The organism is Micromonospora sp. NPDC049559, assembly GCF_040676675.1.
Lineage (GTDB): Bacteria > Actinomycetota > Actinomycetes > Mycobacteriales > Micromonosporaceae > JBFAPK01.
The window spans coordinates 142,263-160,410 of sequence record NZ_JBFAPK010000002.1; the positions used below are offsets into that span (position 1 = coordinate 142,263).

Here is an 18,148-nt window from a genome sequence, read left to right on the forward strand (position 1 = left end):
CTCGCGACAGACGTCCATGTATGTGAATGCTTGATTCGATCGCGAACATCACGCAGGATAGTGGACCACTGGCACCGCGTGGTACGCCGAACGGCCGATTGGCGCGCGGAAGCGGCCGTCCACCACGAGATCCGTCCCGTTCCGACCAGTGAGGAGCCCTTCGCATGGTCACCCAACGTGTCCTGATCACCGGCGGCGCGGGCCAGGTGGCCACGCTGCTCCGCCCCCGCCTGGTCCGTCCCGGCCGGGTGCTGCGCCTGCTCGACGTCCGGCCGCCCGCCGAGCATCCCCCGACCGGCGGCACCGCCGCGCCGGCCGAGGAGATCGTCTCCGGGTCGGTGACCGACCTCGACGCGATGGTCGAGGCGTGCCGCGACGTGGACGCGATCGTCCACCTGGGCGGGCAGAGCCGGGAGGCCGGCGTCGAGGAGGTGCTACGCCTCAACGCGTACGGCACGTACTGCGTGCTGGAGGCGGCCCGGCGCGCCGGCGTACGCCGGGTGGTGCTCGCCTCCTCCAACCACGCGGCCGGCTTCCAGGGCCGGGACCTGGCGCCCGACGGCGACCTGCCGGCGGCGGTACCGGCCCGCCCGGACACCCTGTACGGCTGGAGCAAGGTGGCGGTCGAGGCCGCCGGCCAGCTCTACGCCGACCGGTTCGGCCTGGACGTGATCTGCCTGCGCATCGGCCTCTGGTTCCCGACCCCGCCCGGACTGCGCGGCCTGGCCATGTGGCTCTCGCCCGACGACGGCGCGCGGCTCGTCGAGGCGTGCCTGGCGACCACCGGACGGGGGTTCCGGATGGTCTGGGGGATCAGCCGCAACACCCGCCGCTGGTGGTCGCTGGCCGAGGGCGAGGAGATCGGCTACTTCCCGCGCGACGACGCCGAGGAGTACGCGGCCCAGCTCGTCGCCGAGCACGGCGAGCCCGACTTCGTCGGCGATCCGGTGCTGAACCGGGTCGGCGGGCAGTGGTGCGACGTGCCGCTGGGCGAGTCGTACTGACCGGCGGGCACGCCAGGCGTCCGCCAGCCGGCGCGCTCCCGGCCCGGCGCGCTCCCGGCCCGGCGCGCTCCCGGCCCGGCGCGCTCCCGGCCCGGCGCGTTACCGGATGCCCTCGCGGCGCAGGGTGGCGGCGAGGCGGCGGGTGTGCGCGAGCATCGCGTTCGCCACCCGGTCCAGCTCCTCGCCCTCGGCCAGCCGCACCGGCATCGAGCAGGAGATGGCGTCGGTGGCCGGGATGCGGTAGTCGACCGCCACGGCCACGCAGGCGACGCCGGGGGTGCCCTGCTCCCGCTCGAAGGCCCAGCCCCGGTTGCGTACCGCCTCCAGCTCGGCGTGCAGGGCGGCGCGGTCGGTGATGGTCTCGGGCGTGTAGCGGGTCAGCTCGGCGGGCAGGATCTGGTCCACCTCGTCGTCGGTCAGCTCGGCGAGCAGCGCCTGGCCGAGCGCGGTCAGGTACGTCGGCAGCCGGCGACCCACCCGGGAAACGGTACGCACCGAGTCGCGCGCCTCGCGGCTGGCCAGGTAGATGATGTGCGCGTCGTCCCGGCGGGCGTAGTGGATGGTGTAGCCCGTCTCGGCGCGCAGGTCCTCCAGCGTCGCGTACGCGTGCTGCAGGGCCCGGTCGCGGTCCAGGTAGGCGGTGCCGGAGAGCAGCGCGTGCGGGCCGACCCCGAAGGCCGAGCCGCCCTCGTCGGACTCCACCCACTTGAGCGCCCGCAGCGTACGGATCAGGGCGTGCAGGCTGGAGCGCGGGTAGCCGATGCGTTCCTGCAGCTCGGAGAGGGTCAGCCGGGTCGGCGAGGCGGCGAGCACCTCCAGGATGCGGACCGTCCGCTCGGCCGACTTGACCAGGTCGGCCGGGCCGGTGTCGCCGGGGTTGGCCCGGGTCGACCGCGCCCTGGTGCGCGGGACGGCCGACTCGTCGGCCGGGTTCCCGACGGTACCGGCGGGGCGACGACCCATGATTCTTCCCCTGATACATCGACGACAGTTGACGGTTGACCGTCATCTTAGCGGACGCTAACGTGTCGTTGCATCGATGCCAGATAGACAGAAGTTGTCCACATACATGGACAATGACCAGGATCCATCGTGGCGCCGGAACGCGGCCGAAGCCGAGCGGCGCTTCGGACGAGAGGACCTGCATGCGTCCGAACGGCCTGTTGTCCTTTCCCCTGACCCCGTTCACCCCCGACGACCGGGTGGACCTCGCGGTCTTCGCCGCGCACCTGGACCAGCAGTTGGCGGCGGGACCGGCGGCGCTCTTCGTCGCCTGCGGCACCGGCGAGTTCACCGCGCTGGACCTCGACGAGTACCGGGACGTGGTCGCCACGGCCGTCCGGGTCGCCGGCGGTCGCGTGCCGGTGGTGGCCGGCGCCGGCGGCGGGCCGCGACTCGCCCGCGCCTTCGCCGCCGCCGCGGCCGAGTGCGGCGCCGACGGGCTGCTGCTGCTCCCGCCGTACCTGGTCGCCTCGACCCCGGCCGGACTGGTCCGGCACATCCGGTACGTGGCGTCGGCCAGCGCCCTGCCGATCACCGTCTACCAGCGGGCCAACGCCGTGCTCGACCCGGCCGCGGCGGTGGCGCTGCTGGACATCCCGAACGTCACCGCCGTCAAGGACGGCCGCGGTGACGTGGTCGCCATGCTGCGGCTGGTGACCGCGGTACGCACCAGCGGACACCCCCGGGCCGCCGAGTTCGGCTTCCTCAACGGGCTCCCCACCGCCGAACTCTCCGTGCGGGCGTACCGGGCGATCGGGGTGGAGACCTACTCCTCGGCGGTGCTCTGCTTCGCGCCCGACATCGCGACCGCCTTCCACCGCGCGGTGACCACGGAGGACACCCGTACGGCGGAGGCGCTGCTCGCCGGCTTCTACCTGCCGTTCGCCGCGCTGCGCGACCAGGTGCCCGGGTACGCGGTGGCGCTCGTGAAGGCCGGCGCCCGGCTCGGCGGGCTCGCCGTCGGTCCGGTCCGCCCGCCCCTGGTCGACCCGCCGCCCGAACACGTCGAGCGGCTCGCCGAGATCCTCGCCGAGGGCCGGGCCGTGCTGGCGGCGCGCGCCGGGCGGTCCCGGTGAGCGGGGAACCCGCGGCCGGCGAACCGGTCAGCGGCGGACCGGTGAGCGGCCGGCTGGAGATCACCGAGGTGGTGGTCACGCCGGTCGCCTTCCCGGACCCGCCCCTGCTCAACGCCGTCGGCGTGCACCAGCCGTGGGCGCTGCGGGCCGTCGTGGAGGTACGCACCGGCGACGGGCCGATCGGCCTCGGCGAGACGTACGGCGACGACGACCACCTCGACCTGCTGCGCCGGGCCGCCGCCGCGCTGCCCGGGACGGACGTCTTCGACCTGGCGGCGGCGTACCGGCGGGTGGCCCGGGCGGTCGGCGCGGTGGACGCACCGGACGCGCACGGGCTGACCGGCCCCTCCAGCCCGGCCAAGACGCTGCTGCGGGTCTGGTCCCCGTTCGAGGTGGCCGCCCTCGACGCGCAGGGGCAGGCGATCGGCCGTCCGGTGCACGCGCTGCTCGGCGGGGCGCACCGCGACCGGATCCCCTACTCGGCGTACCTGTTCTACAAGTGGGCCGGCCATCCCGGGGCCGAACCGGACGAGTGGGGCGAGGCGCTGGACCCGGCGGGCATCGTCGCGCAGGCCCGACGCCTGGTCGACCGGTACGGCTTCGGGTCGGTCAAGCTGAAGGGCGGGGTCTTCCCGCCCGAGGAGGAGATCGCGGCGATCGAGGCGCTGCGGGACGCCTTCCCGGGGCACCCGCTGCGGCTGGACCCGAACGGCGCGTGGAGCGTGGCGACCTCGCTGCGGGTGGCGGAGCGGACCGAGGGGCTGCTGGAGTACCTGGAGGACCCGACCGAGGGCATCGCGGGGATGGCCCGGGTGGCGGCCGGTACGCCCACCCCGTTGGCCACCAACATGTGCGTGATCGGGTTCGACGACATCCCCGAGGCGTTCGCCCGGCGGGCGGTCGGCGTCGTGCTCGCCGACCACCACTACTGGGGCGGGCTGCGGCGCTCGGCCGAGTTGGCGGCCATCTGCCGGACCTGGGGCGTCGGCGTCTCGATGCACTCGAACAGCCATCTCGGCATCAGTCTCGCCGCGATGACCCACCTGGCCGCCGCCACCCCGAACCTGGCGTACGCGGCGGACACCCACACCCCGTGGCAGTCCGGAGTGGACGTGGTCGAGCGACCGCTGGAGATCAGCGACGGGGCGGTGACCGTACCGGCGCTGCCCGGACTGGGCGTGCGGCTGGACCGGGACGCGCTGGCCCGGATGCACGAGGACTACCTGCGCTGCGGCCTGCGCCGCCGCGACGACACCGGCTACCTGCGCCGGTTCGAGCCGGACTACGAGCGCCGGCGGCCCCGGTGGTGACGGGCGCCGGCGGCCCGGCGAACGGCGAGGCGGCGCCCGCGCCAGCGGGCGGGGTACCGGGCAGGGTGCCAGGCGTCAGCGGGCACGCGTACCCGTGGGACGTGCTCGGCGACCCGGCGTTCCCGGGGCGGGTGCGGGACCTCGGCGTGGACGGCGTGACGCTGGCGGCGGCGTACCACTCGACCCGGGCGGCGACCCCGCTGCACCCGGCCCACCAGACGGTCGACGCCAGCCACGCCGCGCTCTACCGCCCGGTGCGCCCCGAGGTCTGGGACGGGCGCCGGCTGCGCCCGCTCGCGCCGGCCTGGCTGGCCGACCCGGACCCGTTCGGCGCCGCCGCGACGACGCTGGACGCCGCCGGGCTGCCGGTCACCGCCTGGATCGTGCTGACGCACAGCACCCGCCTCGGCACTGCGTACCCGGACGTGGCGGTCACCAACTGCTTCGGCGAGCGCTATCCGTACGCCCTCTGCCCGGCCTGGGCCGAGGTCCGCGACTACGCCACCACGCTGACCGCCGAGGCGCTGCGGGACGTACCGGTGGCCGGGGTCTCGCTGGAGGCGTGCGGCCAGTTGGGGCTCGCCCACCTCGGCCACCACGAGAAGACCGAGGGCGCGTGGGACGCGGACGCCGCCCGGGTGCTCTCGATCTGCTGCTGCCCCGCCTGCCGGGACGGGTGGCGGGCGCGGGGACTGGCACCGGCCGGGGTGCTGGCCGCGCTGCGGGCGGCGGTACGCGCCGACGCGGGGCGCGAACCGGCGTCCGCCTCCGGTGCGGCGGGGCTCGATCCCGCGCTCGGCGCGGCGCTGCTCGCCACCCGCCGGGAGGCCACCGACGCGCTGCGCGCCCAGGTGCTGGCGGCGGTACGCGAGCACGCGCCCGGCGTGCCGGTGACCCTGCACGCCCAGCCCGACCCGTGGGCGACCGGCCCCTCCCCCGGGCTCACGCCGGGCGCGGTGCGGCAGGTCGACGCGCTGCTCGTGCCGGCCTGGCCGACCACCCCGGCCAGCGTCGACGCGGTCGCCCGCGCGGCGCGTACCGGCGCGGTCGTGGACGCGTACGTCACGGTGCTGCCGCCGGCCGAGCCGGCGGCGGTGGTTGGGCACGCCCGGCGGTTGGTGGCCGCCGGGGCGCGCCGGCTCAGCCTCTACCACCTGGGGCTGGCCGGACGGCGGCGGCAGGCGCTCCTCGCCGACGTGGTGGCCGCGCTGCGCTGACCGGCCCGCCCGCCTGCCGCGCTGCCGTCAGCCCTTGATGGCGCCGCTGGTGAGTCCCTTCATGAACTGTCGCTGGAAGGCCAGGAACGCCAGCACCGACGGGAGCAGGGCGAGCAGCGCCGCCGCGAGCAGGACGCCGAGTCCGACCTCCTCGTCCGAGCGCAGCGTCCGCAGCGCGATGGGCAGGGTGTACTGCGACGGCTCGGTGGCCACGATGAGCGGGAGCAGGTACTGGTCCCAGATCATCGTGAAGCCGAAGACGCCGATGACACCGAGCGCCGGCCGGCACAGCGGCAGGATGACCGAGAAGAAGGTGCGCAGCTCTCCCGCGCCGTCGATCCGGGCCGCCTCCTCCAGCTCGACCGGCACCTCCCGCATGAACTCCGTCATCACCAGGATGGAGAAGCCCCAGGCCGCGACCGGCAGGATCATCCCGGCGTACGAGCCGATGAGGTTGAGGTGCAGCGGCGGCACGTCGGCCAGGACCACCGAGAGCGGGATCGCCAGCACCTCCTCGGGCAGGATCATGGTGGCCAGGATCAGCAGCATGACCACGGCGGCGCCGCGCATCCGCTTGCGGGCCAGCGCGTACGCGGCGAAGACGCTCACCAGCACCTGGAGCAGCAGCCCGAAGCCCACCACCACGAACGAGTTGAGCAGGTAGGTGTAGACGTCCCGGTGGCCGGCCGCCACGAAGTTCTCCAGCGTGAAGCCCCCGTCGGGGACCAGGGAGAACCGCGACGGGTCGACCACCCGGCTGAACGCCCCGACCAGCAGGGCGAGCAGCGGACCGGCGAAGACCAGCACGATCGCGCCGTACAGGACGATCCGGCCGAGCGTGGCGACCCAGCCACGGCGGTGGTCCAGCCCGAGCACGGTGTCGTAGCTCTCGCTTCTCATCCGAGGCTCTCCCTGCGGCGCAGCAGCCGGACGCAGACCGTCAGGACGGCGGTGGCGGCGAACAGCACGATCGAGCCGGCGGCGGCGATGCCGAGTTCGCCGCGCTGGAGCCCGAGCTTGTAGATCAACGTCATCAGCACCTCGGTCGAGCCGTTGGGCGCCCCGTTGGTGAGCAGGAAGACCTCGGTGAAGACGCGCAGCCCCCGGATCGCCGCGAGGGTGAAGAGGATGCCGAAGACCGGGCCGAGCGCGGGCATGGTGACGTGGCGGAACCGCCGCCAGGTGGCGGCGCCGTCCACGGCGGCGGCCTCGTAGAGCGTACGGTCGACGCCGGCCAGCCCGGCCAGGATGATCATCATGTCGTACGGCGCGCCGCGCCAGACCCCCACCGCCAGGATCGAGGCGAGGGAGGAGTGCTCGTCGGCCAGGTACGGCTGCGGCGCGACGCCGAGCCAGCCGATGATCGTGTTGAGCGGGCCGTCCGCCGCCGGGTAGTACATGATCCGCCAGACCTCGGCGACCACCGCCATGGTCGTCACCACCGGCAGGAACGCGGCGGTACGCACCAGCCAGAGGTGGCGCGCCTGTCCCTCGACGAGCAGGGCCAGCACCAGCCCGAGCAGGATCGAGCCGGCGGTGGTGCCGACCGCGAGGAGCACGGTGTGCCACATGGCGTCGACGAAGGACCGGTCGGTGACGATGGTCCGGTAGTTCTCGCCGCCGACGTAGCGGTCCCCGAGGAAGGTGCGTACCTCGTAGAAGCTCATCTTCAGGCCCTGGGCCATCGGGATGAACTTGAAGTAGAGGAAGAGGATCAGCGCCGGGGCGAGGAACAGCCACGGCACCACCCCGCCGCGCCGCCGGCTCCGGCGCGCCGCGCGGTCACCGGCCGGCGGCGCGCCCGGCCCCGGCGGCCGGGGCGGGGCGGCACCCGGGTCCGCGCCCGCCCGGCTGGTCTGCACCATCACGGTCCCTTCCCGGGCGTGTCAGGAGGCCAGTGCATCCTGTTTGGACAGTTCCGCGCCGAGCTGGTCGGCGAGCTTCGCCAGCGCCTGCCGTACGTCGGCGGCACAGTTGGCCATCACCGCGTTGAGGGAGTCGGCCGAGGTCTGCCGGATCGGGGTCCAGTTCGGCACGCTGGGGGTGTAGACCCCGGCGGTCTCGTACGCCGACTGGAACACCTGCCAGCGCGGGTCCTTGCGGACGGCGGCCATGTCCACGTCCCGGCTCACCGGCAGGCGGACGATCGCGCCGTTGTTGTCGCCGTTCATGCCGATCGTCTGGCCGGCGACCGAGGTGGCGAACTCGGCGAACTTCTGCTGCCCGGCCTGGTTCTCCGAGCCGGCCATCAGGTAGACGTTCTCCCCCTCGGCGAGGGTGCCGGGCCCGCCGGAGGGCCCGTTCGGCACCGGGAAGACCTCGATCTTGTCGCTGCCCACGTTGCCGACGAAGCGCGCCAGCACGTACGGGCCGACCAGGTAGATGCCGGCCTGCCCCTTCTCGAAGACCTCGTGGGCGCTGGTGGTGTTCAGGTTGACCGCGCCGGGGATCACGGACCTGTTGGCGCAGAACTGGCTCTGCAACCAGGTCGCCGCCTCCACCGCCCGGTCGCCGTCGATCGCGGGGCGCCACTTGCCGGGGCCGCTGGCGCTGATGAAGTCGCCGCCGTTGGCCCAGAGCAGGGAGGAGAAGTACCAGGACATGTACCCCCGCTGGGTGGTGCCGGGAATGTCGAAGCCGTACGTGTCCTTCTTGCCGTTCCCGTCGGGGTCGCGCTCGGTAAAGGCCTTGCCCAGGTCGGCGAGCTGCTGCCAGGTCTTCGGCTCGGGCAGGCCGAGCCGGGCCCGCCAGTCCGCGCGGACCAGCAGCGCGAACGCCTGCGCCGAGAACGGCACGCCGTAGTACCTGCTGTCGCTGGCCTGCGCCGCCTTCCAGGCCCGGTCGGAGAGCTTGTCCGCGCCGGGGAAGGCGGCCCGGTCGACCTCGCGCAGCCAGCCCTGCTGCTGCATGTTGCCGAGTCCGGCGGTGTCGTTGATGACGATGTCCGGCAGGTTCCGCTGGGTGGCCTGCTGCTGGAGCTTGGTCTCGAAGTCGTCGAAGATCGCGACCACCTTGGTCGGTACGCCGCTTTCCTTGGTGAACGCCTCGGCCAGGCGCTGCGCGGTCTTCTCGGAGTCGGAGGCGGGCGGCTGGCGGATCCAGATCTCGATGGGCGCGTCGGGGTTCTGCCGGCCGTTGCCGGGGCTGGTGGACGAGCACCCGGAGAGCGCGAGAAGCGCGACGGCGGCCCAGGCAACCGGTCCCGTCACCACAGGGCGTCTTTTCACCACACTGCCTCCTGTACACATATGTGGAAGGATGTCGCGAGGCGGGCAGGCGTTCACGTGAAGGTATCGAAATCCGTCATGCGGAGTCAACATGTCCGCAACACGCGGACGCGCCGGGCCGCCGAGTTGACCTCCCCGGGCTGCGGCGTGAGGGTGGGCTGATGAGCGGGAACGACGAGACGCGCGACGGGGTACCGCTGACCAACCTCGACCAGCCGCTGTTCGACGGGGCCGGCGCCACCAAACGGGACCTGGTGGACTACCTCGACTCGGTCCGGGACCGGATCCTCCCGCAGTTGCGGGACCGGCCCCTCTCGGTGATCCGGGTGCTGCGCGGCCAGGCGCCGTTCATGCAGAAGAACGTCCCCCGGTACACCCCGGACTGGGTGCGGACCGTGCCGGTGTGGGCGGAGGCGTCCCGGCGCGAGGTGCGGTACGCCCTCTGCGACGACCGCCGTACGCTGCTCTGGTTCGCCAACCAGCGGGCGGTGGAGTACCACCCGACGCTGCACCGCGTCGAGCCCCGGGACCGCCCCACCCACCTCGTGCTCGACCTCGACCCGCCGGCCGGCGACGCGTTCGCCCTGGCGGTGCGCGCCGCCCACCTGGTACGCCAGGCACTGGCCGAGACCGGGCTGGCGGGGGCGGTCAAGACCAGCGGCGCGAAGGGAGTGCACGTCTTCGTACCGATCGACGGCTCGGTCCCGGTCGACGACGTGGCCGCGGCGACCCGTGCCCTCGCGGCGCGGGCCGAACGCCTCGACCCCGCGCTCGCCACCACCGCGTTCATCCGCGAGGACCGGGCGGGAAGGGTCTTCGTCGACTCGACCCGGGCCGGCGGGGCGACCGTGGTGGCGGCCTACAGCCCGCGCCTGCGACCGGGGACGCCGGTCTCGTTCCCGGTGTCCTGGGCGGAACTGGACCGGGTCACCCCGGCCGACTTCACCATCCGTACCGTGCCGCCGCTGGTCGCCGAGGGCGATCCGTGGGCCGACCTGATGCCGCCGCCGCAGGCCATCCCCACCGACCTGATCGCGGAGGGGCACACCATCCCGGTCGCCCGGGTGCAGGCGCTGCGGGAGGGCCGGCGGCGCGCCCGCCGCGACCAGGGCTGAGCCCGCGAGGCCGGCGCGCCCGGCCGGGTGAAGCCGAAACGGTCAGCCGGGTGAAGCCGGCGCGGCGGGCCGCGTCAGACCAGGTGAAAGCGCTCGGCCAGGGCCGCGACGTCGCTCGTGGTGGCGTTGCCGCCGCAGATCACCAGCCCCAGCCGGACGTTCTCGCCGACCCGCTCGATCACCCGTCGGGCGGCGGGCAGGAGGCAGCCGGCGGCGGGTTCGGCCCAGACCTTCGCGTGGTTCGCCAGGTCGAGGCTGCCCCGTACCGCCTCCGCGTCGGGGACCACGAGCACCTCTTCGACCAGGGCGGTGACGTGGTCGAAGGTGAGCTGCGAGACGGCCGGCGCGCTCAGCGTGGAAACCACCGAGGAGAGCGTGACCGGGATCGGACCGCCCGCGGCCAGCGCGTCGGACATCGCCTGGGCGCCCACGGTCTCCACGCCCCAGATCCGTACCCCGGGGCGGCGGGCCGCCAGGGCGGCGGCGACCCCCGAGATCAGCGCGCCGCCGCCGATGCTGACCAGCACGTCGGTCAGTTCGCCGGCGTCGTCGGCCAGCTCCAGCCCGACCGTGCCCTGACCCGCGACCACCACCGGATCGTCGAACGGGTGCAGCAGCGTCAGCCCCTCGGCCTGCAACCGGGACATCAGCGCGAACGCCCCGGCCATGTCGTCGGTCAGGCGTACCGTGGCCCCGGCCGCGGTGGCGATCTCGACCGCGCGGCGCGGGGCCGAGCGGGGCATGACGACCGTGGCCTTCACATCCAACGCGCCCGCCATCACCGCCACCGCGATCGCGTGGTTGCCGCCGCTCACCGCGACCACCCCGGCCGCCCGCTCCGCCTCGCTGAGCCCGAGCAGCTTCGCGGTGGCCCCGCGCGCCTTGAACGAGCCGGTGCGCTGGAGCAGCTCCAGCTTCGCGGTCACCGGTACGCCCAGCAGCTCCGACAGCCCGGGGCTCGGCACGGTCGGCGTACGCACCACGTGACCGGCGATGCGTCGGCCCGCCGCCTCGATCTCCTCGACCCCGATCACGGCGCGTACCCCCTCAGCGGCTCCGGAGGAGCACCCTCATGATCCCTCCGGCCGCTAACACCGTAGCGCCTGCCCGAATGCCCCCGACGGGGGCCGGCCGCTCCGACCGGCGGCTGGTCCGGCCCAGCGGAAGCGGTGCCCCTCCGGCGCCGGCTCGGGCTCAGACGAGCCGCAGCCGGCAGCCGGCCGCGCGCAGCCGGCGCAGGCCGACGACGCCCAGGGCCGCGGCGCCCGCGAAATACGCACCGGCCAGGACTGCCGCCGCCCGGCCCGGCGGCAGCGCGGACTCGAACGACTTACGCAGCGCCGTGGAGGTGGCGCCCACCCCGAGCACCGCCGCCACCCCGGCACCGAGCACGAACGCGCCTCCCCACCCGGCGCCGGGCCCGGCACGGCGTACGGCGGCCAGCGCCTCGAACCGCAGTCGCGACAACTCCTGGCGTACCAGGTCCGCGAGGTCCAAGGCGAGCCGGTCGCCGATCGGGGGCGGGCTACCGCCGGTCTGCCCGGGTCCCGTCATCGCCACAACCTCCCGCCGTCGCCGAGTCGCCGCAACCAGGGCTACCCGGCCTCGTCCACTTCACGCCCGGCGCCGGCGCCCGCCCGGTATCTCGGCCCGGCCGCGCCCGACCGGCACGGGAACGGACAGACCGGAATATCATGCCGTTTCTCCGACACTTTCCGCCGTCCCTCGGCGGCCCGGGACACGGCCTAGCGTCCGGCGAGGTCGAGCAGGGGCACCAGGTGTGTCTTGCGGAGGAACAACCCGTCCGCCCAGCCCGCACCATCGGTGAAGCTGACGCCGAACCGCCGCGCGAGTCGGGCCTGCCAGACCGGGTCGGTGACGGCGAGCAGGCTCGCGGACGCGGCCAGGTCGGCGAGGTTGACGATCAGCACGTCGAACTCGCCGGCGCGGCGCACGCGGTGGTACGCCGTCCAGAGGTCCGGGCGCCGGGCGACCGGTCGGCGCCCAGCGGCCGGACCGCCGTCGCGCCACCCGCCTCAAAGGTCACGCCCGTAGCCTTCCAGCAGCGCGGCCACCCCCGGGGAGACATACCGCTTCCAGTCCAGGGTTCCGGCGCGCAGGCCGGCGCGGATCTCGGTACCGGTGGTGAGCCGTTCGGCCATCGTCCGTCGCCACAGCGTCTCGACCGGGTAACCGAGCGCTTCGAGGTGCCGCCCCTTGGCCTCTCCCCACGCGTCGTAGATCGTCACGAAGAAGGTGGCCTGGTCGGGCGGGGGAAGGTACTGGCCCAGCCGGTCGAGCTGGTTGATCGGCGCGGGCACGATCAGGTAGTCGTCCCGGGACCAGCCGTCGTCGGCGCAGGCCGCCTCCAGCATCAGCGCCCGCTGGTGGTAGGTGAAGGGGTTGTTCCGCCCCGCCGAGCGGGCCGGGTCCTCCGCGGCGTCGGCGAGCGCGTACAGGTCCGGGTTGGTGACACCGACGACCAGCCGCTCGCAGCGTCGCCGGGCCGCCCGCAGGTACTCGACGTGGCCGAGGTGCGGGGGCTGGAAGCGCCCGAGGACGATGCCGTACCGTCGCCGTCCAACCACGACCCACCACCTCGAACGCGGTTTCCTCCGGCCGGCCCGGTCGGGCTGCCGCGACCGGTCACCACCCGCTCGCCGATGGTAATCCCTCTCATTGATCAAGGCCGATCGTCCGAGCGGCCGGGGCCGACGTCGGCGTGGGCGCGAGGGTCCGGCGGCACACCCACCCGGGGACGGGATCACTTCGCGCGGGTGTCAGGCCGGCCCGTCCGGGTATCCACGCCGGCCGGCCCACGACCAGCGGGGAGGACGCATGGAACCGCTCGCACCCCCTCGGTCATGATCGTTCCTGGGGCCGACGGCGTGCGACACCCCGTCGCCGGTCGACCGGCCGGCCCGTCCGTGCTGCGCGAGTACGCGCTGTTGGCCGACGGGTACCGCGGCGCCCTGGTCGACCCCGCCGGCAACATCGACTGGCTCTGCGCGCCGGGCTGGGACAGCGCCAGCGTCTTCGGCGGTCTCCTCGGCGCCCGCGGCCGATACGGCCTCACCCCCACGGATCCACGTACCGTCTGGGGCGGCTACTACGAGCCCGGCACCCTCGTCTGGACCAGCCGGTGGGTCACCACCGGCGGGATCGTGGAGTCACGGGAGGCCCTCGCCTTCCCCGGCGACGAGCGTCGGCTGGTGCTGTTGCGCCGCGTCCATGCCCTCGACCACGACGCGGAGCTGACCGTGCGGCTGGAACCGGCCGCCGACTTCGGGCGGTCCGGCCTGAGCGAGCTGCGCCGCGAGGGCGCCGGCTGGTCGGCCCGCAGCGGCGACCTGTACCTGCGCTTCAGCGGTGCCGCGCGCCTGTGTCCGGAGGACGCGTGCGCGCTGACCGGTACGCTCAGGATCGCCGCGGGCGACCGGTGCGATCTGGTGTTGGAGATCTCGGCCGATCCGATCCGGCAGCCCCCGCCCGACCCGGAGTCCACGTGGCGGAGCACGCGGCACGCGTGGCGGTCCGGCATCCCGTCGTTCTCCGACTGCGTCGCCCGCCGCGACGCGCGGTTCGCCCACGCCGTCCTGCGCGGACTCACCCGACCGGGCGGCGGTACCGTCGCCGCCGTCACCACCTCGCTGCCCGAGCGGGCCCGCACCGGCCGCAACTACGACTACCGGTACGCCTGGATCCGCGACCAGTGCTACACCGGCCTGGCCGCGGCGGCCGCGGGAGCGGAAGACCTGCTCGACCGGGCGGTGGAGTTCGTCCGGACCCGGCTCGCCGACGACGGCGCGGCGATGGCACCCGCCTACACGGCCGAGGGGCTGCCGGTGCCCGACCAGCGCCCGCTGCCGCACCTGCCCGGCTATCCGGGCGGCGAGGTCCGGGTCGGCAACTGGGTGCGCGGCCAGTTCCAGCTCGACGCGTTCGGCGAGTGCCTGCTGCTGTTGGCCGCCGCCGCCCGCCGGGACCGCCTGGACGCGGGCTCGTGGCAGGCCGCGCAGGTCGCGGCCGGCGCCGTCGAGCGGCGGTGGCGGGACGCCGACAGCGGGATCTGGGAACTGGCGCCGCGACAGTGGACCCACTCGAAGCTGACCTGCGTCGCCGGTCTGCGGGCCGCCGCCCGGGTCGCTCCCGCGAGCCAGGCCGCCCGCTGGTCCTCGCTGGCCGACACGATCCTCGCCGACGTCGGCCGCCGCGCCCTGCACGGCTCGGGACGCTGGCAGCGCGCGTACGACGACGCCCGGGTCGACGCCGCGCTGCTCCTGCCCGTGGTCCGTGGGGCGCTCCCGCCGGAGGACCCGCGCAGCGTCGCGACCCGGCGCGCGGTCCTCACCGAACTCGCCGAGGACGGCTACCTGTACCGGTACCGGCCGGACGAGCGACCGTTGGGCGACGCCGAGGGCGCCTTTCTGCTCTGCGGATTCATCGCCGCGCTCGCCAGCCATCAGGCGGGCGACGCGGTCGGCGCGCACCGCTGGTTCGAGCGCAACCGCGCCGGCTGCGGTCCACCCGGCCTCTACACCGAGGAGTACGACGTCCAGCAGCGGCAGCTGCGCGGCAACCTGCCCCAGGCGTTCGTCCACGCCCTGCTGCTGGAGACCGCGGTGACCCTGTCCGCGCCGGGCGGCGCCGGGGTCACCTGAGCCGTGGCCACGCCCTCGGCCGGGTGCGGAGCCCGGGTCAGCGGCGCTGCCGGCGCCGGGCGGCGGTCCGGCAACAGAGGCCGGGTCAGCGGCGCCGGCGACGCCAGGTGCCGATCGCCAGCAGGGCCAGCCACCCGCCCACGGGCGCGGCGCGGCGAGCGGTTCGCCGCGCGGCGGTGGCGACGGCCGGCACGGGCGGCTCGACCGCCACGACCGGGGCCCGCCGGTACGCGGTCGTCGCGCTCCGCTCGGCCTCCTCCCGCGACAGGTACGCCAGGTTCGCGGTGAGCGTGACCTCGCCGGAGCGGTACCGCCAGCGCCAGGTCCCGTCCGGGTCCCGCCAGAGCTCGACCCGACCGTCCGCGCCGTCGAGCGGTCCGGCGGGGGCGGCGGAGGCGTCCCGCTCCCCCGGCCCGGTCCGCTGTTGGGGAGCGGCCCGCAGGTCCCGCCGGGTCAGTTCGCCGATCCCCCGGCCGCCGTTGGCGCGCAGCGCGCGGGCGGCCAGGTAGCCGCAGAGGCCGGCCGGGACCGGCGCCGCCAGTGCCACCACCCGCAGTACGGAGAGGACGTCCAGCACCGGGACCTTCAGCAGCTTGGCGATGACGTCGTCGGAGCCGGCGACCAGCAGCACGGCGAAGAAGGTCAGCACGGCGACGCCCACGCCGACGCGGACGGGGTGCTCGCGCGGCCGGTCGAGCAGCTCGTGGGCGCGCCGGTCGGCCCCGGCGAGGCGTTCGAGCAGCGGCCAGAGGTAGAGCCCCGCGAAGGTCAGTCCGCCCAGCACGATTCCCGGCCAGAACGGCGCGGGCACCAGGTGGCCGGCGATGTCGAAGTCGACCCCGGGGAAGAGGCGCAGCGCCCCGTCGCCCCAGATGATGTACCAGTCGGGCTGGGCGGGCGAGGTGGCCTGCGCCGGGTCGTACGGGCCGTAGATCCAGATCGGGTTGATCTGGGCCAGCCCGCCGAGGCCGAAGAGGACGGCGAAGACCCAGGCGAACAGGGCCAGCGTGCGGATGGTGTACGCGGGCCAGAAGCGCGAGCCCACCACGTTGTTCTCGGTGCGTCCGGGTCCGGGGAACTGGCTGTGCTTCTGCCGGACCAGGATGCCCAGGTGCGCGGCGATCAGTACGGCCAACGCGGCGGGGACGAGCAGGACGTGGGTGACGAACATCCGCGGTACCGCGTCGTCGGACGGGAACTCGCCGCCGAAGGCGAGGAAGACCAGCCACTCCCCGACGACCGGGATCGACTGCGCCACCGAGTAGAGGATCCGCAGCCCGATGCCGGAGAGCAGGTCGTCCGGGATCGAGTAGCCGGTGAAGCCGTTGAACAGGGCGAGCGCGAGCATGGTGACGCCGATGACCCAGTTGATCCCGCGCGGTCTGCGGAACGCGCCGGTGAAGAAGATCCGCAGCAGGTGCAGCACGATCGCCGCGACGAAGAGCAGCGCCGCCCAGTGGTGGGTCTGGCGCATCAGCAGCCCGGCCCGTACGTCGAAGCTGAGCCGTACGGTCGAGGCGTACGCGGCCGAGGTTCGGGCGCCGTCCAGCGGCGCGTACGAGCCGGTGTAGGTGGTCTCCACCGTGCTCGCCTCGAAGAAGAGCGTCAGGTAGACCCCGGTCAGCACGAGCGTCACGAAGCTGTAGAGGGCGATCTCGCCCAGCATGAACGCCCAGTGGTCCGGGAAGACCTTCGCGAGCCCCCGACGCAGCAGCGGCGCGACCCGCAGCCGCCCGTCCACGGACCGCAGCACCGCGCGCACCAGCCACCTGGTGATCACTCGTGGCTCCAGAAGCCGGGCCCCGGCGGGGAGGTGAAGTCGCCGGTGGCGACGAGGAAGCCGGCCGGGTCGACGGCGATCGGGAGCCCGGGCAGCGGTCGGGAGGCCGGTCCGGCGATGGCCCGGGCGGCGGCGAGCAGGTCGAAGTTGGACTGGTGGCAGGGGCAGAGCACGCGGGCGGTGCCCCGCAGGTAGAGCGCGACGGGACAGCCGGCGTGCGTGCAGAGCAGCGAGTAGACCACGATGCCGTCGACGTGCCCGCCCGGCGGCGGCGTGGTGAACCGCGCCGGGTCGAGGCGTACCGCGAAGGCCGGCGTGTCGCCGCGGTCCGGGTGCCCCTCGGGGAAGACGGGAACGAACGTCTCGGCGGGAACGTCGTCGGGGCGTACCGGGCTGCCGTCGGCGCGGACCAGCCGCACCCCGGCCGCCCACGGGGTCACCCGCAGCGCGTGCGCGGGCCGGGCCCGGTCGAACGGCAGCAGGGAGCGCAGCGGGAACAGCGCCGCGCCGGCCAGCGCGCCGAGGGCCAGCGTGAGCAGGCCGAGCAGGCCCCGCCGGCGCAGCGGGCTCTCCGGACCGGCCAGCGCCTCGGTGGTGAGCCGCACCTCGACCGGTGGCGAGTCGAACGGCTCGTGCTCCTCGACGTACCCGCCGCTGGGCAGCAGCCGGCGCGACCAGAGCCCCAGCCCCGCCGCGAGCCCGGCGAAGGCCACCGCCAGCGACAGCCCCTCCAGCTGGGTCTGGCCGCCGGTGGCGTAGACGGCGGCGAAGCCGGCCGCGCCGCACGCGCTGGCGCCGAAGGCCAGGCCGATCCACCGGCTGGCGGCCCGTTCCCGCCGCGCGGCCTCGCGCCGCTCGTCCTCCTCCGGCGTCGCCGCGGGTGCCAGGTCGAGCCGCCCGGTCACCGGTCGGCCCGGCTTCCCAGCCAGCGGGCGGCCAGCACCAGCAGCACCAGGCCGACCAGCCAGGCCACCAGCCCCTCGGTGACCGGTCCCAGCCGCCCCAGCGAGGCGCCGCCCCGGTCCAGCCTCGGCCCGCGCAGCTCCTGCACGTAGCCGGCGACCGCGTCGACCTGCGCGCGGTTCAGCACGGTCTCCGGAAAGGCCGGCATCAGCCCGGGACCGACCCGGATCGCCTCGGCCACCTGGACGGGGGTGGCCCGGTCCAGCGACGGGGCGACCCAGCCGTTGGTCAGTACCGCGCCCGCGCCGGTGGCGGAGTGGCAGGCCGCGCAGTTGGCCTGGAACAGCTCCCGGCCGTCGCGCAGATCACCGGAGGCGACCTCGGGGATCGGCGGCCCGCCGCCGCCGAAGCTCTCCACGTGCCGCACGAGGGCGCGGATGTCGTCGGGCGAGAAGACCGGGGCGCGGCGGGGCGCCTGGTCCGCCTCCAGCACCAGCGGCATCCGGCCGGTACCGACGTAGAAGTCCACCGCGGCCGGGCCGGCCCCGACCAGCGACGGCCCGCGTTGGCTCCCCTGCCCCGCCGGACCGTGGCAGCTCGCACACGAGCTGAGGTACAGCCGCTCGCCCCGGCCGGCGTCCGGCCCGACCGGTCGGGCGGTCGCGGCGCCGGCTGTCGTAGCGCCCGGCGTCGTGGCGGCTCCGGTCGTCGCGGGCCCGGTCGTCGTGGCGCCCGGCGTCGGTACGGGGGCCGCCGCGACGGGCAGCACCGGTCCGGGCGCCGCGACCAGGCAGAGGATCATCGGGATCACCGACGCGCGGAGGTACCGCCGCCGCTGTCCGACCCTCATCGT

General features: G+C 74.8%; 17 protein-coding genes. 6 read left to right on the forward strand and 11 right to left on the reverse strand.

The window, feature by feature from the left end; all coding sequences use genetic code 11:
• Positions 1 to 164 precede the first annotated feature (164 nt).
• The gene (locus AB0J86_RS03740; RefSeq protein ID WP_363852003.1) at positions 165 to 1,004 is read left to right on the forward strand and encodes an NAD(P)-dependent oxidoreductase; all 840 of its coding nucleotides are present in this window, start codon (positions 165 to 167) and stop codon (positions 1,002 to 1,004) included.
• 99 nt (positions 1,005 to 1,103) lie between these two features.
• On the opposite strand, the gene AB0J86_RS03745 is transcribed toward AB0J86_RS03740, so the two are convergent.
• Positions 1,104 to 1,967 carry an IclR family transcriptional regulator gene (locus AB0J86_RS03745; protein ID WP_363852006.1) on the reverse strand — a complete coding sequence of 288 codons (864 nt, stop codon included), beginning with the start codon at positions 1,965 to 1,967 and terminating at the stop codon, positions 1,104 to 1,106.
• Positions 1,968 to 2,149: 182 nt separating this feature from the next.
• On the opposite strand from AB0J86_RS03745, the gene AB0J86_RS03750 reads away from it, so the two are divergent.
• From AB0J86_RS03750 to AB0J86_RS03760, 3 genes are all read left to right on the forward strand, one after another.
• Positions 2,150 to 3,082, forward strand: a complete 933-nt coding sequence (locus AB0J86_RS03750; RefSeq protein WP_363852009.1) for a 5-dehydro-4-deoxyglucarate dehydratase — start codon at positions 2,150 to 2,152, stop codon at positions 3,080 to 3,082.
• The gene (locus tag AB0J86_RS03755) at positions 3,079 to 4,392 is read left to right on the forward strand and encodes a glucarate dehydratase family protein (RefSeq protein ID WP_363852012.1); all 1,314 of its coding nucleotides are present in this window, start codon (positions 3,079 to 3,081) and stop codon (positions 4,390 to 4,392) included. Before AB0J86_RS03750 ends, AB0J86_RS03755 begins: the two co-directional genes overlap by 4 nt.
• 65 nt (positions 4,393 to 4,457) lie before the next feature.
• Positions 4,458 to 5,609 (forward strand): hypothetical protein, encoded by a 1,152-nt coding sequence (locus AB0J86_RS03760; protein ID WP_363852015.1) that lies wholly within the window; start codon positions 4,458 to 4,460, stop codon positions 5,607 to 5,609.
• Between the two features lie 27 nt (positions 5,610 to 5,636).
• On the opposite strand, the gene AB0J86_RS03765 is transcribed toward AB0J86_RS03760, so the two are convergent.
• Genes AB0J86_RS03765 through AB0J86_RS03775 form a run of 3 tightly spaced genes read right to left on the reverse strand, consistent with a single transcriptional unit; the run spans position 5,637 to position 8,836 of the window.
• Positions 5,637 to 6,509, reverse strand: coding sequence for a carbohydrate ABC transporter permease (locus tag AB0J86_RS03765; RefSeq protein WP_363852018.1), 873 nt, complete (start codon positions 6,507 to 6,509; stop codon positions 5,637 to 5,639).
• Entirely contained in the window at positions 6,506 to 7,474 is a 969-nt protein-coding gene (locus AB0J86_RS03770) for a sugar ABC transporter permease (protein ID WP_363852021.1), read from the reverse strand. The genes AB0J86_RS03765 and AB0J86_RS03770 overlap by 4 nt, the downstream gene beginning before the upstream one ends.
• A gap of 21 nt (positions 7,475 to 7,495) precedes the next feature.
• A complete protein-coding gene (locus AB0J86_RS03775) occupies positions 7,496 to 8,836 on the reverse strand; it encodes a sugar ABC transporter substrate-binding protein (RefSeq protein WP_363852024.1) in 1,341 nt (446 codons plus the stop codon).
• Between the two features lie 161 nt (positions 8,837 to 8,997).
• Here AB0J86_RS03775 and ligD point away from each other — a divergent pair, with 161 nt between their 5' ends.
• Positions 8,998 to 9,951, forward strand: a complete 954-nt coding sequence (gene ligD, locus AB0J86_RS03780; protein ID WP_363852027.1) for a non-homologous end-joining DNA ligase — start codon at positions 8,998 to 9,000, stop codon at positions 9,949 to 9,951.
• Positions 9,952 to 10,025: 74 nt separating this feature from the next.
• Here ligD and AB0J86_RS03785 read toward each other — a convergent pair whose 3' ends face one another.
• The 4 genes from AB0J86_RS03785 to AB0J86_RS03800 form a co-directional block, all read right to left on the reverse strand.
• Positions 10,026 to 10,985: a threonine/serine dehydratase gene (locus tag AB0J86_RS03785; protein WP_363852030.1), complete on the reverse strand. Its 960-nt coding sequence runs from the start codon at positions 10,983 to 10,985 to the stop codon at positions 10,026 to 10,028.
• A gap of 160 nt (positions 10,986 to 11,145) precedes the next feature.
• Entirely contained in the window at positions 11,146 to 11,505 is a 360-nt protein-coding gene (locus tag AB0J86_RS03790; protein WP_363852033.1) for a phage holin family protein, read from the reverse strand.
• Between the two features lie 191 nt (positions 11,506 to 11,696).
• Complete coding sequence (locus AB0J86_RS03795) at positions 11,697 to 11,906, reverse strand: hypothetical protein (protein ID WP_363852036.1); 210 nt, start codon at positions 11,904 to 11,906, stop codon at positions 11,697 to 11,699.
• Positions 11,907 to 11,987: 81 nt separating this feature from the next.
• On the reverse strand, positions 11,988 to 12,539 hold the full coding sequence (locus AB0J86_RS03800) for an adenylyltransferase/cytidyltransferase family protein (RefSeq protein ID WP_363852039.1): 552 nt from the start codon (positions 12,537 to 12,539) through the stop codon (positions 11,988 to 11,990).
• Between the two features lie 276 nt (positions 12,540 to 12,815).
• On the opposite strand from AB0J86_RS03800, the gene AB0J86_RS03805 reads away from it, so the two are divergent.
• The gene (locus AB0J86_RS03805) at positions 12,816 to 14,612 is read left to right on the forward strand and encodes a glycoside hydrolase family 15 protein (protein ID WP_363852042.1); all 1,797 of its coding nucleotides are present in this window, start codon (positions 12,816 to 12,818) and stop codon (positions 14,610 to 14,612) included.
• A gap of 85 nt (positions 14,613 to 14,697) precedes the next feature.
• On the opposite strand, the gene AB0J86_RS03810 is transcribed toward AB0J86_RS03805, so the two are convergent.
• The 3 genes from AB0J86_RS03810 to AB0J86_RS03820 are packed head-to-tail and all read right to left on the reverse strand — an operon-like array spanning position 14,698 to position 18,145.
• Complete coding sequence (locus AB0J86_RS03810; RefSeq protein ID WP_363852045.1) at positions 14,698 to 16,392, reverse strand: ubiquinol-cytochrome c reductase cytochrome b subunit; 1,695 nt, start codon at positions 16,390 to 16,392, stop codon at positions 14,698 to 14,700.
• A complete protein-coding gene (locus AB0J86_RS03815; RefSeq protein ID WP_363852048.1) occupies positions 16,389 to 17,297 on the reverse strand; it encodes a Rieske 2Fe-2S domain-containing protein in 909 nt (302 codons plus the stop codon). Before AB0J86_RS03815 ends, AB0J86_RS03810 begins: the two co-directional genes overlap by 4 nt.
• Positions 17,294 to 18,145: a c-type cytochrome gene (locus tag AB0J86_RS03820; RefSeq protein WP_363852051.1), complete on the reverse strand. Its 852-nt coding sequence runs from the start codon at positions 18,143 to 18,145 to the stop codon at positions 17,294 to 17,296. Before AB0J86_RS03820 ends, AB0J86_RS03815 begins: the two co-directional genes overlap by 4 nt.
• Between the last annotated feature and the right edge of the window lie 3 nt (positions 18,146 to 18,148).

Bases quoted from the DNA above. Each gene is read 5' to 3' on its own strand.
- AB0J86_RS03740 (WP_363852003.1), top strand. From the start codon at position 165: ATGGTCACCCAACGTGTCCTGATCACCGGCGGCGCGGGCCAGGTGGCC.
- AB0J86_RS03745 (WP_363852006.1), bottom strand. From the start codon at position 1,967: ATGGGTCGTCGCCCCGCCGGTACCGTCGGGAACCCGGCCGACGAGTCG.
- AB0J86_RS03750 (WP_363852009.1), top strand. From the start codon at position 2,150: ATGCGTCCGAACGGCCTGTTGTCCTTTCCCCTGACCCCGTTCACCCCC.
- AB0J86_RS03765 (WP_363852018.1), bottom strand. From the start codon at position 6,509: ATGAGAAGCGAGAGCTACGACACCGTGCTCGGGCTGGACCACCGCCGT.
- AB0J86_RS03770 (WP_363852021.1), bottom strand. From the start codon at position 7,474: ATGGTGCAGACCAGCCGGGCGGGCGCGGACCCGGGTGCCGCCCCGCCC.
- ligD (WP_363852027.1), top strand. From the start codon at position 8,998: ATGAGCGGGAACGACGAGACGCGCGACGGGGTACCGCTGACCAACCTC.
- AB0J86_RS03790 (WP_363852033.1), bottom strand. From the start codon at position 11,505: ATGACGGGACCCGGGCAGACCGGCGGTAGCCCGCCCCCGATCGGCGAC.
- AB0J86_RS03805 (WP_363852042.1), top strand. From the start codon at position 12,816: ATGATCGTTCCTGGGGCCGACGGCGTGCGACACCCCGTCGCCGGTCGA.
- AB0J86_RS03820 (WP_363852051.1), bottom strand. From the start codon at position 18,145: ATGAGGGTCGGACAGCGGCGGCGGTACCTCCGCGCGTCGGTGATCCCG.